This window comes from Stenotrophomonas sp. PS02289, assembly GCF_029960115.1.
Taxonomy (GTDB): domain Bacteria; phylum Pseudomonadota; class Gammaproteobacteria; order Xanthomonadales; family Xanthomonadaceae; genus Stenotrophomonas.
Map to the genome: position 1 here is coordinate 1 of NZ_JASCOZ010000120.1, position 13,524 is coordinate 13,524.

Sequence of the window (13,524 nt, forward strand, 5' to 3'; positions counted from 1 at the left end):
CCCTGCGTGGCTTCGCGGTGGCAAACGCAGTCGCAGCCACGCAGGGCGTGGCTCTACGGGGCCATTACCACGGACCGGGGGGTTACTTGGCCTTTCCTTGGTTCGCCACGGCCTCGGCCGCCTTGCGTGCGGCTTCCGGGTCGCCCAGGTAACGGAACGACTGCACGGTGAGGTCGTCGTTCAGTTCGAACAGCAGCGGAATGCCGGTCGGAATGTTCAATTCCAGGATGGCCTCCTGGGAGACGTTGTTGAGGTACTTGTACAGCGCGCGCAGCGAGTTGCCGTGGGCGGTGACGAGCACGGTCTTGCCGTCCTTGAGCTGCGGAGCGATCGAATCGAACCAGTACGGCAGCACGCGGTCGAGCGTGGTGGCCAGCGACTCGGTGCCCGGCAGCGCGTTGCGGTCCAGGCCGGCGTAACGGCGGTCATGGATCGGGTGGCCCGGGTCTTCCAGGTCCATCGGCGGCGGCGGGATGTCGTACGAGCGGCGCCAGATCTTGACCTGGTCCTCGCCGTGCTTGGCAGCGGTTTCGGCCTTGTCCAGGCCCTGCAGGCCGCCGTAATGACGCTCGTTCAGACGCCAGCTCTTGCTCACCGGCAGCCAGTCCTGGTCCAGCTCGGCCAGAGCACCCTGCAAGGTGTGGATGGCGCGCTTGAGCACCGAGGTGTGGGCCACGTCGAACTGCAGGCCTTCGTCGCGCATCAGCTTGCCGGCGGCGGCGGCCTCGCGGCGACCCTGTTCGGTCAGTTCCACGTCCACCCAGCCGGTGAAGCGGTTGTCCAGGTTCCACTGGCTCTGGCCGTGGCGCAACAGTACGAGTTTCCGGGTCACTGCAGTATCTCCAACAGGTGGCAAGGCAGACCGCCATTGTAGCGGCAACCGTGCCCCCTGCCCTGCTCAGGCGTGCGGGTGGCCGTGGTGGCCCTGGGCATCGGGCCTGCGCCGCGAGGAGCCATGGTCGTGCGTGTGCCCGCCGTGGTCGTGGTCGTGTCCGTGGCCAGCTGCCGGCTTGCCGTCCGCGCAGTCATCCCCGCAATGGTCCACTTCGACCTGCAGCGTTACGTGGTCGATGCCGAAGTCCTCATGCAGCGCGCTGCCGAGCTGGCGGCGCAGGCCGTCGGCGTCCACGCCGTCGGCCATCACCACGTGAGCGGTCAGTGCCGGCGTGCTGGACGCCAGCGCCCATACGTGCAGATCGTGCACGTCGCGGACATCAGGATGGGCACACAGGCGCGCGCGCACCGCATCCACCTGGATGCCCTTGGGCACGCCTTCCAGCAGCACATTGATGGCTTCGCGCATCAGCACCCAGGTGCGCGGCAGCACCCACAGGCCGATCAACACCGCCAGAATGGGATCGATCACCTTCCAGCCGGTCCAGCGGATCAGCAGCGCGCCCACGATGACCGCCACCGAACCCAGCATGTCGGCCCACACTTCCAGGTAAGCCCCCTTCACATTGAGGCTCTCGCCGCTGCCCGCTTGCAGCAGGCGCATCGAGATCAGATTGATCGCCAGACCAATCGCGGCGATCACCAGCATGCCGGTGGAGGCGATCTCAACCGGCTGGCGGAAGCGCGCGATGGCTTCCCAGAGGATGTACGCGGCCACCACGAACAGCAGCGCCCCGTTGACCATCGCACCCAGCGCTTCCAGGCGCGCATACCCATAGGTGCGACGTGCGTCTGGCGGCCGCCGGCTCAGCCGCACCGCGACCAACGCGATCATCAGCGCCAGCGTGTCGGTGGCCATGTGCGCCGCGTCGGACAGCAACGCCAGGCTGTTGGTCCAGAAGGCACCCACCACCTCCACCAGCAGGAACGTACTGGTCAGCCCCAGCGCCCACCACAAGGGTTTCTCGTGGCGGATTTCGCTGGGCAGATGATCGTGGTCGTGACCCATGGCTACAGCTCCTGTGCAAGGACTACAGGCTAGCGCGGCCGGGCGTGAGGAGACTATTACGGTGTTTATAACATTGCAGGAATGACGCCCCCGGGGCGCGACCAATCGTCGCAGGTGCGACAACTTCGCCTACATCTTTGCGGTCAGCCACCGATACTGATGTTTTGAGTCATAGGTCACAGTTCCGTGCACACGATATCGATGGACCGCGCCAGCCAGGCGTTGATCGCCGCCTGGCAGCTCAGCCTGCAGGAAGCCGGCGCGGAGGCGATGGCACTGATGCAGCAGATGGCCCCTGAAGTCGCGCCCGCGCTGGCGGAGAACTTCTATGCGGTACTGCTGGAAGATCCGCGCGCCGCGCGCTATCTCTCACACGACCAGGTCCGCCAGCATCTGCAGCCGTCGATGCAGCGCTGGCTGCAACAACTGCTGATGACGATTCCCGCAACTGTGCCCGCCAGCGTGGCCGCGCAGCGGGTGATCGGCGACGTACACGCCCGCGTCGGCATCCCGGTGGATCTGGTAACGCGCGGCGCACGCGTGCTCAAGCGACACCTGTTCGCCGAGCTGCAGGAACGTGCGTCGAGTGCTGACATCGCCTTCCGCGCGATCAACGCACTCAGCGCGGTGATCGACATCGCCATGGAAGGCATGACCCTGGCCTATGCGCATGCACGCGAGCGCTCGGCGCGCACCGATTCGGCCTACCGGCTGTTCTCGCTGGTGCAGAACGTCAGCACCGAACGCGAGCGCCAGCGGGCCTTGCTGCTGGACTGGGAAAACGGCCTGCTGTACGCCATGGCCAGTCAACGTGCAGAAACGGAAGGCGCGTGGCTGGCCGAGTCCGAATTTGGACTATGGTTCACCCACAAGGGCCGTCCCAGCTTCGGCGAAAGCAGCGAAACCTCGCAGATCGATGCGCTGATCAAGCGCATCGACGCGCGCTTGCCCGATGCGCTGACCCACACCGATTTCCGTACCCGCATGCGCGCCCTGCTGCACATCCGCAAGAAGCTGGAGCAGATCCGCACCCTGCTCGGCATGCTGTTTGAGCGGGTGGGTGAACTTGATGCCGGCAGCGACGCGCTGACCCACCTGCTCAACCGTCGCTTCCTGCCCACCGTGCTGCGGCGTGAGATCGAACTGGCGAGCAGTTCGCATACGCCGTTCGCGGTCCTGCTGCTGGACCTGGACCACTTCAAGGTGATCAACGACACCCACGGCCACGACGGTGGCGACCGCGCCCTGCAGCACGTGGCCGGCCTGCTCAGCCAGTTCACCCGTGGCAGCGATTATCTTTTCCGCTACGGCGGCGAGGAGTTCGTGATCGTGCTGGTGGCGGCCACCGTCGACCAGGCCGTCTCCATTGCCGAGAACCTGCGTGGACATATCGCGCGCAGCCCGCTCACCCTGCCCAGCGGCCAGGAACTGGCGCTCACCGCCAGTATCGGCGTGGCAGCACACGACGAGCATCCGGATTTCGAGCATCTGATGGCGCGCGCCGACGCGGCCATGTACGAGGCCAAGAAGCGCGGCCGCAACCGGGTGGTGCTGGCCAGCGACGACCTGCCCCCTGCCCCCGACCGGCGCATGCAGCACCGCCGCTGACCGTGGGTCGTGGCATCCCCCAATCGGGGGATACGCCCCATGCGACGATCTCAAATAATAGTGAGTCGCAATTGCCACGCCGTTCTCAACGACATCCCCGATGTCCACCGCCCCGTCCTCCGTACCGCCTGCCCGGCGCACCTCCTCCCGCCGCACGGGCAATGCCCAGCTGTGGGCGCGTGGGCTGCTGGCGCTGATCGGCGGCTATGCCGTGGCGGCGGCCTGGGCCGACGGCCTGGCGCGCATGCTGCCGGGCGACGCCGCTGACGCCGCACTCGTCGCCACCATGGCGTCGTTTGTGGTCTACGCGCTCGCTGCGATCTGGACCTATGCTGCGCGCAGCACCCTGCGTGCGGTACTGGGATTGACCACGGCAATCGCGCTCGGCGCAACACCCGCCGTACTGCACCTGCTGGGATTCGCATGAGCCAGGGGTTCCGTAAGTCACAGGCGGTGCTGCATACCTGGTCCGGGCTGGTGGTCGGCTGGGTGCTGTACCTGATCTTCATTGCCGGCACCGCCAGCTACTGGCGGAACGAGCTCACCCGCTGGATGCAGCCGGAACTGGGGCTGCCGGCCACGACCGGCATCGCGCTGGAACAGGCACAGTCGTTCCTTGCGCGTACCGCACCCGATGCGTCGCGCTGGTCGATTGAACTACCCGGTTCCCGCAGCAATGCCACCACCGTGCGCTGGCAGCCCAAGGACGCGCCCGAGCCGAAGCGTGGCCAGCCCAATCCCTGGCAGGCCACGCTGGATGCCAGCGGCAACCCGGTGCAGGCGCGCGACACACGCGGTGGCGATTTCTTCTACCGCCTGCACTTCGACCTGCACTACGTGCCGGCGCTGTGGGCGCGCTGGTTCGTTTGTTTCTGCACGGTGTTCATGCTGGTGGCGATCATCAGCGGGGTGATCACCCACAAGAAGATCTTCGCCGACTTCTTCAGCTTCCGGCGTGGCAAGGGGCAGCGCAGCTGGCTGGACGGCCACAACGCGCTGGCGGTGCTGTCGCTGCCATTCCATCTGATGATCACCTATACCGGCCTGATCACCTTGATGACGGTGTACATGCCGTGGGCGGTGCAGGCCAACTTCGGCAGCCGCGATGCATTCTTCGCCGAGCTGTTTCCACGCGAGGCCAAGGTGCAGCCTGCGGGGCAGCGCGTGGTGACGCCGGCACTGACAACGCTGATGGACAGCGCACAGCAGCAATGGGGGTACGGCCATGCCGGATCAGTGCTGGTCGACCATCCCGGCGACGCGGCCATGCGCATCACCTTCCGCCGTGACAGTGGCGACCGCATTGCCGACAACGGCGAAGCGCTGCGTTATGACGCCCAGGGTGCGCTGATGGGTCCGGCCACCACGCGCTCGGCGGCGGTGTTCACCCGCGACGGCATGATCGGCCTGCATGCCGCGCGCTTCGCTCCCACGCTGATGCGCTGGCTGTTCTTCCTGTCCGGCGTGGCGGGCACGCTGATGGTCGCCACCGGGCTGGTGCTGTGGACGGTGAAGCGGCGTGAGCAGCTGCCCGATCCCGCCCAGCCACCGCGCGCGTTCCGCTTTGTCGAGCGCATGAACATCGGTTTCGTTGCCGGCCCGCCACTGGCGATGCTGGCGTTCCTGTGGGGCAACCGGCTGCTGCCGGTCAGTCTGGACGCCCGCGCCCAGGCCGAGATCAGCGTGTTCTTCGCCGCGTGGGCGTTGTGCCTGCTGCATGCCAGCCTGCGTGCACCGCGCCGCGCCTGGGTCGAGCAACTGGCGGTGGCGGGCGGGCTGGCGCTGCTGCTGCCCGTGTTCAATCTACTGGTATGGAACGGCGGACTGTTTGCCTGGTTCGCCATGGGCGACGCCGCCCGAGGTGGCATGGACCTCGGGCTCGCGCTGCTGGGCATCGCGCTGCTATGGGCGGCCCGCAAGGTGCACCGTCATGTCCCCGTGCAGCGACGCGCCCGCGCGCCGCGCAGTGCGCCGCTGAGCGCAGGCGAGGTCGGCGCGTGACCGGGTTGGCATGGCTGCTGGCCGTGGCCGGTTTCCTCGGCTTGGCCGTTTCAATGGACCGCCATCATCGCGATGTGTTCGGCGTGCTGCCGACGTCGTCGCGCCGCCTCGGTCTGCGGGCCGCGGGATGGGTCGCCGTGCTGGCCTCCGTCATCTGCAGCATCGCCGGCTGGGGCCTGGTCTACGGCGTCATCGCCGGCCTGGGCGTGCTCGCTGCCGGTGCCGCCCCCCCGTTGTTGTGGCTCAGCTACCGGACCGCACCGCGTGCGCGTCCTTCGCCAGGCGCTCTGCCCGCCCGCGCCCCGCGCGATTCCGATTCCTGATATCCGTTACGTCGAGGTCCTCATGTCCCGTTACTCCCTGACCGGCGCACCGCGCCGGAACACCCTTGCGCTGTGCCTGGCTCTGGCCACTGCGATGCCGTCGCTGGTACAGGCGCAGAGCGCCGCCAACGCGCCGACCACCACCGAACTGGACAAGGTGCTGGTCACCCAGCGCACCGAGGGCTACCAGGTCTATGGCACCAACACCGCCACCAAGCTGCCACTCACCCTGCGCGAAACCCCGCAGTCGCTGACCGTGTTCACCCGCCAGCGGATCGAGGACTTCAACCTGATCACCATCGCCGAGGTGCTGCAGCAGACCCCGGGCGTCACCGTGCAGTCCTATGACAGCAACCGCACGCTGTTCAACGCGCGTGGCTTCACCATCAACAACTTCATGTTTGACGGCGTGCCCACCAACTACACCACGGGTGCGGGTGGCAACTCGATCCTGAGTGACACCTCGATCTACGAGCGCATTGAAATCGTGCGCGGTGCCAGCGGCCTGGTGACCGGCTCGGGCAACCCGTCGGCGACGGTCAACATGGTGCGCAAGCGCCCCACGGACACCTTCCAGGCCAGCACCAGCCTGAGTGCAGGTTCCTGGGATTACCGACGTGCTGAAGTGGACGTGGGCGGCCCGCTCACCTCCGGCGGGCGCGTACGCGGTCGCTTTGTCGGGGCTTACACCGACAAGGAAAGCTGGGTGCGCTTCCAGCACGACACCTCGCCCAGCCTGTACGGCGTGATCGAGGCCGACCTGACCGACAGCACCCGCCTGCGTGCCGGTATCGACTACCTCAAGACCGCCTCGGACGGCGGTGCCTGGAGCGCCTCGCCGCTGTACTTCCGCGACGGCAGCCGCGCGGTGATGCCGCGCTCCTACAGCGCCGCCGCACGCTGGAACGAATGGAACCGGGAAAGCACCAATTACTTCCTCACCCTGGAACAGCAACTGGGCGCAGGCTGGAGTGGTCGCATCGCCTACAACCACCGCGCCACCGACACCGACTCGCTGCTGCTGGCCGGCTCCAACACCGGCAACTGGGCCGACCCGGTCACCGGCCTGGGCCTGCGCATTGCCGACACCTACTCGGTATCGGAAACCCGCGAAGACGCCTTCGACCTGTACGCCTCCGGCCCGTTCCAGCTGTTCGGCCGCCAGCACGAACTGGTCGTGGGTGTGAATCACTATAACCGTGACCTGGACACCATCCGCGCCGGCATCACCTCGCGCCCGTACAACGTGGCCGCCTTCCCCAGCATCTTCAGCTGGGACGGCAACATCGGCAAACCGACCACGTTCAACTACGGCATTCCCTCCAGCACGGTCAACACCACGGAGACGGGCTACTACGCCGCCGCGCGCCTGAACCCGATCGACCCGCTGAAGGTGATCGCCGGCGTGCGCTACTCGGACTACCGCACCACCACCGACAACTTCGACGTCAACGGCAATTTCACCGGCCGCAGCGCACGCACCACCGCGCACGAGCCCACGCCGTACCTGGGCGTGCTGTATGACCTGAGCAGCAGCATCACCGCCTTTGCCAGCTACTCGGACGTGTTCCAGGCCACCGCGCTGCGCGACATCAACAACCAGCTGCTGGATCCGGTGACCGGCAGCAACTACGAGTACGGCTTCAAGGGCGAGTTCTTCGGTGGCCGCCTGTACGGCTCGCTCAATGGCTTCTACATGAAGCAGGACAACGTGGCCACGCGTGACCCGGCCGGAGCCGACGTGATCCTGCCCGACGGCAGCGTGCCGTACATCGCCAGCAAGGGCATCGAGACCAACGGTGCGGAGTTCGAGGTCTCCGGCTCGATCACCGACCACTGGAGCATGACCGGCGGCTACACCTACGCCTACAGCACCAACCCGGACGGCAGCCGCTTCGCCAGCACCAGCCCGATGCAGCTGGCGCGCTTCAACACCACGTATCGTCGCGGTGACTGGATGGTCGGCGGTGGTTTCACGGTTCAAAGCGAAATCTACCAGCTGCAGCCCATTCCCACCGGCCGCTACACCGCGGCCGGTGCGCCGGTCACCGCCACCGGCAAGATGCGCCAGGGCGGCTACATGCTGTTTGATCTGATGGGGCGTTACCGGATCAACGACCACATGAGTGTGGGCGTGACCGTGACCAATGTGTTCGACAAGGTGTACTACCGGAATGTCGGCTTCTTCAACGCCGGCTACTGGGGTGAGCCGCGTCGGGTGTTGTTCAACCTGCGCGCGAATTTCTGACCGCACCGGACCCGGTACGATAGGACAGGCGGCCCAGTGCCGCCTGTCCGTCTTTCTGGAATGCCCTGATGTCCCTGCGTACCCGTTTCACCTCTGCCGGCCTGCTGTTCGGCGCACTGCTGATCGCCAGCCTGCCGGTCAGCGCCCGCGAGGTCGCCGCTCCAGCGGAGCACGTTGATGCTGACGGCCCCTATGTGTTTCTGACCGGCAACGGCCATCAGGCGCAGTGGGTGTGCGACGACCATGTGGTGCGGCGGGACCTGCCCGCGCGCGGCACCACCACCGTGGTACTGCCTGAATGCGGCTATCCCCATGCGGTGAACATCGGCCCCCTGCTAGCCCTCGCGCCCGCGCGATTGCCGGCCGTACCACGCATCGTCGCGCTGTCCGACATCCATGGCCAGTACGGCCTGCTGGTGCAACTGCTGCGCGCGCATCACGTGATCGACGACCAGGACCGCTGGTCGCTGGGCACCGACACCCTGGTCATCGCCGGCGATGTGTTCGACCGCGGGCCGCAGGTCACTGAAGCCTTCTGGTTGTTGTACAGCCTGCAACAGCAGGCAGCCGATGCCGGCGGCGCGGTGCACTTCGTGCTGGGCAACCACGAAACCATGGTGCTGTACCGCGACCTGCGCTACGTCAATCCGAAGTACCTCAAGAGCGCACGCCTGCTCGGCCGCACCTATCCGGGGTTGTACGCCACCGATTCGGTGATCGGCCAATGGCTGCGCACCCGCCCGGCCCTGCTGCAGATCGGCGATACCCTGTTCCTGCACGGTGGCATTTCTGCTGAGAACGTGGATCTGGTGCAGGCGCTGGACGCCACCAATGCGCTGTACCAGGCCTCACTCGGCCTGCCCCGCGAACAGGTCAAGGCCGCGCCGGACAGCGCGCGCCTGTTTGATGGCAAGACCAGTCCGATCTGGTTCCGCGGCTACTTCGATGGACGCATGGACACGCCGCAGGTGGATGCCCTGCTGAAGGAGTTGGCGCTGAAGCGGATCGTGGTCGGGCATACATCGATGCCGCACGTGAGCACGTTCCATGGTGACCGCATCATCGCGATCGACAGCAGCATCAAGAACGGCGAGAACGGCGAATTACTGTTCATCGAGGACGGCGTGCTCAGCCGCGGCCTGCTGGACGGCTCACGGGTGCCGCTGGCCGAAGGGGTGATCGGCACCTCGGATTGAGGGTGGGGTTGCGCCACGTGCGACACATGTCGCACACTTGCGACACCACATCCATCAGGCGTCCGCCATGGTCCGTCCACCCACCCCTTCCAACGCCGAGCTGGAACTGCTCAAGTGCCTGTGGCGACTCGACGCCTGCAGTGCCCGCGAACTGCACAACGGCATTGCGGCCAGCCTGGACTGGTCCTACTCCTCCACGCGCAAGACGTTGGAACGCATGGTCGACAAGGGGCTGGTGACGGAAACCAGCGAACACGGCCTCAATGTCTACCGCGCCCAGGTCGGCAAGGTCGCCACGCTGGCGGCCTTGAGCGCGGACTTCGCCCGCCGCGTGCTGGAACTCGACGGCGCGTTGCCGGTGCAGGCTTTCGCCGACAGCCGCCTGTTGAGCGAACAGGAACTGCAGCAGCTGGAGGCGTTGCTGCACGCGCCTGACCCGGACGACGCCGCATGAGCGCGCTGTCCCTCCACACGTGGATTCTCTTCGCGCTGGGCAGCGTGGCCAGCGCCGCGCTCGCACTGGCCCTTGGCCGCATGGTGCAGCGGCTGTGGCCGCAAACCACGGCGACCCCAGGCGTGTGGTTCGGTGCATGGTGTCTGGCAGTGCTTCCCCCCATGCTCTCGGTGCTCCTCGCGGGCCTGGCTCCGGTCCCACTGTCGGCACTGCCGGTTGCGCTGCCGCTTCCGCTGGCCTTGGAAACCCCGGCAACGACCCTCAACGCAGTCGTCTCGCCCGGGCAGGGCTGGCCCTCACTCGGGGCTGTGCTGATGGCGGCCTGGCTGCTGGGTTCGGCACTGGCGCTGTTCCGCCTGCTCGCCGGAAGCTGGGCCGCATACCAGGTTGTGCGCGACGCATCGGAGGTCATGGACCCTTCCAGCTGGCCTGGCTCCGCCAGCACCCAGCAGGCGCGTGCTCTGCGCGCGCAGGGCATCACGGTGCGGCTCACGTCACACGCGATGACCCCGTTCGCCGTACGTTGGCCGCGACCGACCATCGTGCTGCCTGAAAGTGCACTGCACCACTTCAACGACCTGCAGCTACGCCTGGTGCTGCGGCATGAAGCCGCGCACCTGGGGCGTGGTGATCCGCAACGCGCCGGTGCGATGGCGATGGTGGGCGCGCTGTTGTGGTTCAACCCCTTCGTTCGCCGTATCGCCGCGCGTGTGCAGATGGCCGCCGAGCTGCGCTGCGATGCCATGGCACTGGGCGGTGACGCCGCCGCCGGCCGCAGCTTTGCCGCTGCTTACCTGGGCGCGCTGCGTCTGGCCGGGCACGGCAGCGCGCCCAGCCCGGTGACCGCGCTGACCCACCGCGACATGGCCGGTCACCAGCTGCGTATCCAGCACATGCTGCGCGGTGGCAGTGCGCTACAAACCGCGTGGTCAGGCCGTGTCGCCGTGCTCGCGGTGCTGCTGGCCAGTGGTGCGGTCATGACGGTTGTACAGGCCGCCGTCCTGTCTCCGGCTCCGCTGCCTCGCTTGACCACCCTCAGCAGCATGAGCGTGACGATGGCTCCGGCCTCGATCCCGCAGCTGTCTGCAGCGCAGCAACGCTTCAGTGCGCCGCTCGCGCAGGTGCGCATCAACAGCCACTTCGGCGACAACGGCGGCATCCGTCAGCGCGCGCACCGGGGTACCGACTTTGCCGCCCGCGTGGGTACGCCCGTGATGGCACCGGCCGACGGCGTCGTGCTGGCTGCCACCCCCCACTACCCCGAAGGCGACCAATACGGCACGGTGGTCGTGATTGATCATGGCAACGGTTGGCAGAGTCTGTTCGCGCACCTGGACAGTACCTCGCTGCAGCCGGGCCAACGTGTCGGGCGCGGCGATCCGATTGCGCGCAGTGGACGAAGTGGGCGCGTGACCGGCCCCCACCTGCACTGGGAACTGTTGTTCAACGGTGAGCGGGTGGATCCGCTGAAGCACCTGCAGTAGCGCGGACCCCGATAACGGGGCGGAGCCCCAAATCACCCTATTTTTTGCTTTCCTGGATACAGGAGGTTGTTGCATGCCTGCACGTTGCCCTGCCCTGCTGGTGTTGCCCGCGCTGCTGGCCGCACCCGCCGCCGCTCAATCGCCACCTGCGACCGACCTCGACACCGTGCAGGTGCAGGTCGAGCGCTACGATGCGCGACGCGATGACGGTGCCACACGCATCGTGTTCGATGCGCAGGCCCTGCGCCAGCATGGAGATACCGCGCTGTTGGATGCGCTCAAGCGGCTGCCCGGCGTCAGCGTGGTACCCGGTGCACCTGGGCGTCCAGGCGGCGTCACGCTGCGTGGGCTCGGCAACGGCTACACGCAGATTCTGATCAACGGGCAGAAAGCACCGCTGGGCTTCGACCTGGATTCGCTGACCCCGGACATGGTCGAAAGAGTGGAGATCCTGCGCGCGCCCACCGCCGACGTACGCGGCGAAGCCATCGCCGGAACGCTGAACATCGTGCTGGTGTCGGGTGCGGAACGTGATTCCGATACCGTCACCGCGAACTGGAGCGTAAATAACGGTCGCAGCACACCGTCCGTGTCCTGGCAGCGCAGCCGCCGCAACGACGGCCACAGCCATACCATCACCACCACCGCCACCCGCCGTGCATTTCTGGTGGAGGAGGCCGCCACCGAAAGCGTGAATGACGCCGGAGGTCAGCCCGTGGCACTCCGCCAGAGCACCCTCCGTGCCAGCGGCACCCGCGAGGCGCTTGTGGTCGCCCCCAGCCTCGAGGTCACCTTCGACAACGCCGATTCACTGGCGCTGCAGGCCTACATCGACGCCAGCCGCTTCCAGCGCTACATCGACATCGACTGGGACACGCAATTGGGCGAGCCACTGCGGCACCGCCAGTACCAGCAGCAGACCACGATAGACCTGGTGCAGGCCAACGGCAGTGCGACGTGGACCCATGCGCTGGACGCCGGCGGCAGTTTCACCAGCAAGCTGGCGCTAGGCGGCAATCACGAACGCTACCGCTATCGCGAACAAGGCCAGGACGCGCAGGGCCAGCAGAACCTGGACGACCACACCGACGCGCGTCTGAATGTCCGCAATGCCAACAGCACCGGCAAATGGGCCCTGCCCACACGTGGCCGGCACACACCGCAACTAGGTTGGGAAGCCAGTCTGGACCAGCGCGACGAGGAACGGGTCCAGCAGTTGCGCCCCATCGCGGGTATTCCCGGCAGCATCAGCGACCTCTCCTTCGATGCACAGGTCGCGCGGGTGGCGGTGTATGCGCAGGACGACATCGAACTGACCCCACGCTGGTCGCTGTACCTGGGCACGCGTTGGGAGCACATCAGCACGCGCAGCAGTGGCAGTGGCTTCGATCCCGTCCGGCAAACCGACAGCGTGCTCTCGCCCATTCTGCAGTCGCGCTGGAAGCTGCCGGGCAACGGCGATCGTCAACTGCGCCTCGCCCTCACGCGAACCTACAAGTCACCGACGCTGGGTTCGTTGATTCCACGCCCGTACACCTCCACCAACAACCGGCCCTTGAATCCTGACGAACAAGGTAATCCCGCACTGCGTCCTGAACTGGCGACCGGCATTGACCTGGCCTACGAGGTGCAGGGAAAGGACGGCGTGCAGTGGAGCATCGGCGGCTATGCACGACGCATCCGCGACGTGGTGCTGACCGACACGACCTTGCGCGATGGGCGCTGGGTGGCGACACCCCGCAATGGAGGTTCTGCGCGCAGCTGGGGCGTCGAGACGGATGCGAAAGCACCCTTGCACGCCCTGGTCGCGGACGCGCCGGATATCACGCTGCGCGCCAATGCGACCTACAACGCTTCGCGGGTGGAGGACGTGCCCGGGCCCGACAATCGACTGGACGGGCAACTGCGCTTCACCGGTTCAGTGGGCGCGGACTACCGGATCGATCCGCGCTGGGGCACCGGGGCCAGCTTTACCTGGCGCAGCGGCGATGCCACCCGGGTGAGTACCTGGCAGACGGATCTGGAAGGGTGGAATCGCGAGCTGGATCTGTATGTGGTTCGCACCTTCGGGCCGCGCAACAAAGTGCGGCTCAGCGTGGGCAACCTGCTGCATCCAGATACGACTTCGGGCCAGCGTCTGCAGGATGAAGATGGCACGCAGATGTTGCAGCGGGAACGCCGCATAAGCCCCACCTGGCGCCTGCAATGGGAACTGTCGCTGTAGAGCGGGGCTTGCCCCGCTGAAAGCGCCGCGCAAACATCAGCGGGGCAAGCCCCGCTCTACGCCGCTCACCGCCTGTATTGACG

Annotated in this window: 11 protein-coding genes; 9 read left to right on the plus strand and 2 right to left on the minus strand. The window is 66.7% G+C overall.

The annotated features are described in order from the left end of the window. Nucleotides 1-82: 82 nt before the first annotated feature. Together gpmA and QMX83_RS15470 are read right to left on the minus strand one after the other, a co-directional pair. Nucleotides 83-832, minus strand: a complete 750-nt coding sequence (gene gpmA, locus QMX83_RS15465; protein ID WP_282297529.1) for a 2,3-diphosphoglycerate-dependent phosphoglycerate mutase — start codon at nucleotides 830-832, stop codon at nucleotides 83-85. 66 nt (nucleotides 833-898) lie between these two features. After that, on the minus strand, nucleotides 899-1,903 hold the full coding sequence (locus QMX83_RS15470) for a cation diffusion facilitator family transporter (protein WP_282297530.1): 1,005 nt from the start codon (nucleotides 1,901-1,903) through the stop codon (nucleotides 899-901). Between the two features lie 201 nt (nucleotides 1,904-2,104). Here QMX83_RS15470 and QMX83_RS15475 point away from each other — a divergent pair, with 201 nt between their 5' ends. From QMX83_RS15475 to QMX83_RS15515, 9 genes are all read left to right on the plus strand, one after another. Then, entirely contained in the window at nucleotides 2,105-3,511 is a 1,407-nt protein-coding gene (locus QMX83_RS15475) for a GGDEF domain-containing protein (RefSeq protein WP_282297531.1), read from the plus strand. Nucleotides 3,512-3,611: 100 nt separating this feature from the next. After that, complete coding sequence (locus QMX83_RS15480) at nucleotides 3,612-3,938, plus strand: hypothetical protein (RefSeq protein WP_282297532.1); 327 nt, start codon at nucleotides 3,612-3,614, stop codon at nucleotides 3,936-3,938. Beyond that, nucleotides 3,935-5,512 carry a PepSY-associated TM helix domain-containing protein gene (locus QMX83_RS15485; protein WP_282297533.1) on the plus strand — a complete coding sequence of 526 codons (1,578 nt, stop codon included), beginning with the start codon at nucleotides 3,935-3,937 and terminating at the stop codon, nucleotides 5,510-5,512. Before QMX83_RS15480 ends, QMX83_RS15485 begins: the two co-directional genes overlap by 4 nt. Then, on the plus strand, nucleotides 5,509-5,835 hold the full coding sequence (locus QMX83_RS15490) for a DUF3325 domain-containing protein (RefSeq protein ID WP_282297534.1): 327 nt from the start codon (nucleotides 5,509-5,511) through the stop codon (nucleotides 5,833-5,835). Before QMX83_RS15485 ends, QMX83_RS15490 begins: the two co-directional genes overlap by 4 nt. A gap of 22 nt (nucleotides 5,836-5,857) precedes the next feature. Beyond that, nucleotides 5,858-8,083, plus strand: a complete 2,226-nt coding sequence (locus QMX83_RS15495) for a TonB-dependent siderophore receptor (RefSeq protein WP_282297535.1) — start codon at nucleotides 5,858-5,860, stop codon at nucleotides 8,081-8,083. A 68-nt stretch (nucleotides 8,084-8,151) separates the two neighbouring features. Beyond that, a complete protein-coding gene (locus QMX83_RS15500; protein WP_282297536.1) occupies nucleotides 8,152-9,279 on the plus strand; it encodes a metallophosphoesterase in 1,128 nt (375 codons plus the stop codon). A 67-nt stretch (nucleotides 9,280-9,346) separates the two neighbouring features. After that, nucleotides 9,347-9,733, plus strand: coding sequence for a BlaI/MecI/CopY family transcriptional regulator (locus QMX83_RS15505; RefSeq protein WP_282297537.1), 387 nt, complete (start codon nucleotides 9,347-9,349; stop codon nucleotides 9,731-9,733). Beyond that, nucleotides 9,730-11,217, plus strand: a complete 1,488-nt coding sequence (locus QMX83_RS15510; RefSeq protein ID WP_282297538.1) for a M23/M56 family metallopeptidase — start codon at nucleotides 9,730-9,732, stop codon at nucleotides 11,215-11,217. The genes QMX83_RS15505 and QMX83_RS15510 overlap by 4 nt, the downstream gene beginning before the upstream one ends. Before the next feature lie 73 nt (nucleotides 11,218-11,290). Then, complete coding sequence (locus QMX83_RS15515) at nucleotides 11,291-13,441, plus strand: TonB-dependent receptor (protein ID WP_282297539.1); 2,151 nt, start codon at nucleotides 11,291-11,293, stop codon at nucleotides 13,439-13,441. The last annotated feature ends 83 nt before the right edge of the window (nucleotides 13,442-13,524 follow it).

Excerpts from the sequence above, each read along its gene's own strand:
- QMX83_RS15470 (WP_282297530.1), bottom strand. The coding sequence starts at position 1,903 with ATGGGTCACGACCACGATCATCTGCCCAGCGAAATCCGCCACGAGAAA.
- QMX83_RS15475 (WP_282297531.1), top strand. The coding sequence starts at position 2,105 with ATGGACCGCGCCAGCCAGGCGTTGATCGCCGCCTGGCAGCTCAGCCTG.
- QMX83_RS15480 (WP_282297532.1), top strand. The coding sequence starts at position 3,612 with ATGTCCACCGCCCCGTCCTCCGTACCGCCTGCCCGGCGCACCTCCTCC.
- QMX83_RS15485 (WP_282297533.1), top strand. The coding sequence starts at position 3,935 with ATGAGCCAGGGGTTCCGTAAGTCACAGGCGGTGCTGCATACCTGGTCC.
- QMX83_RS15495 (WP_282297535.1), top strand. The coding sequence starts at position 5,858 with ATGTCCCGTTACTCCCTGACCGGCGCACCGCGCCGGAACACCCTTGCG.
- QMX83_RS15500 (WP_282297536.1), top strand. The coding sequence starts at position 8,152 with ATGTCCCTGCGTACCCGTTTCACCTCTGCCGGCCTGCTGTTCGGCGCA.
- QMX83_RS15505 (WP_282297537.1), top strand. The coding sequence starts at position 9,347 with ATGGTCCGTCCACCCACCCCTTCCAACGCCGAGCTGGAACTGCTCAAG.
- QMX83_RS15510 (WP_282297538.1), top strand. The coding sequence starts at position 9,730 with ATGAGCGCGCTGTCCCTCCACACGTGGATTCTCTTCGCGCTGGGCAGC.
- QMX83_RS15515 (WP_282297539.1), top strand. The coding sequence starts at position 11,291 with ATGCCTGCACGTTGCCCTGCCCTGCTGGTGTTGCCCGCGCTGCTGGCC.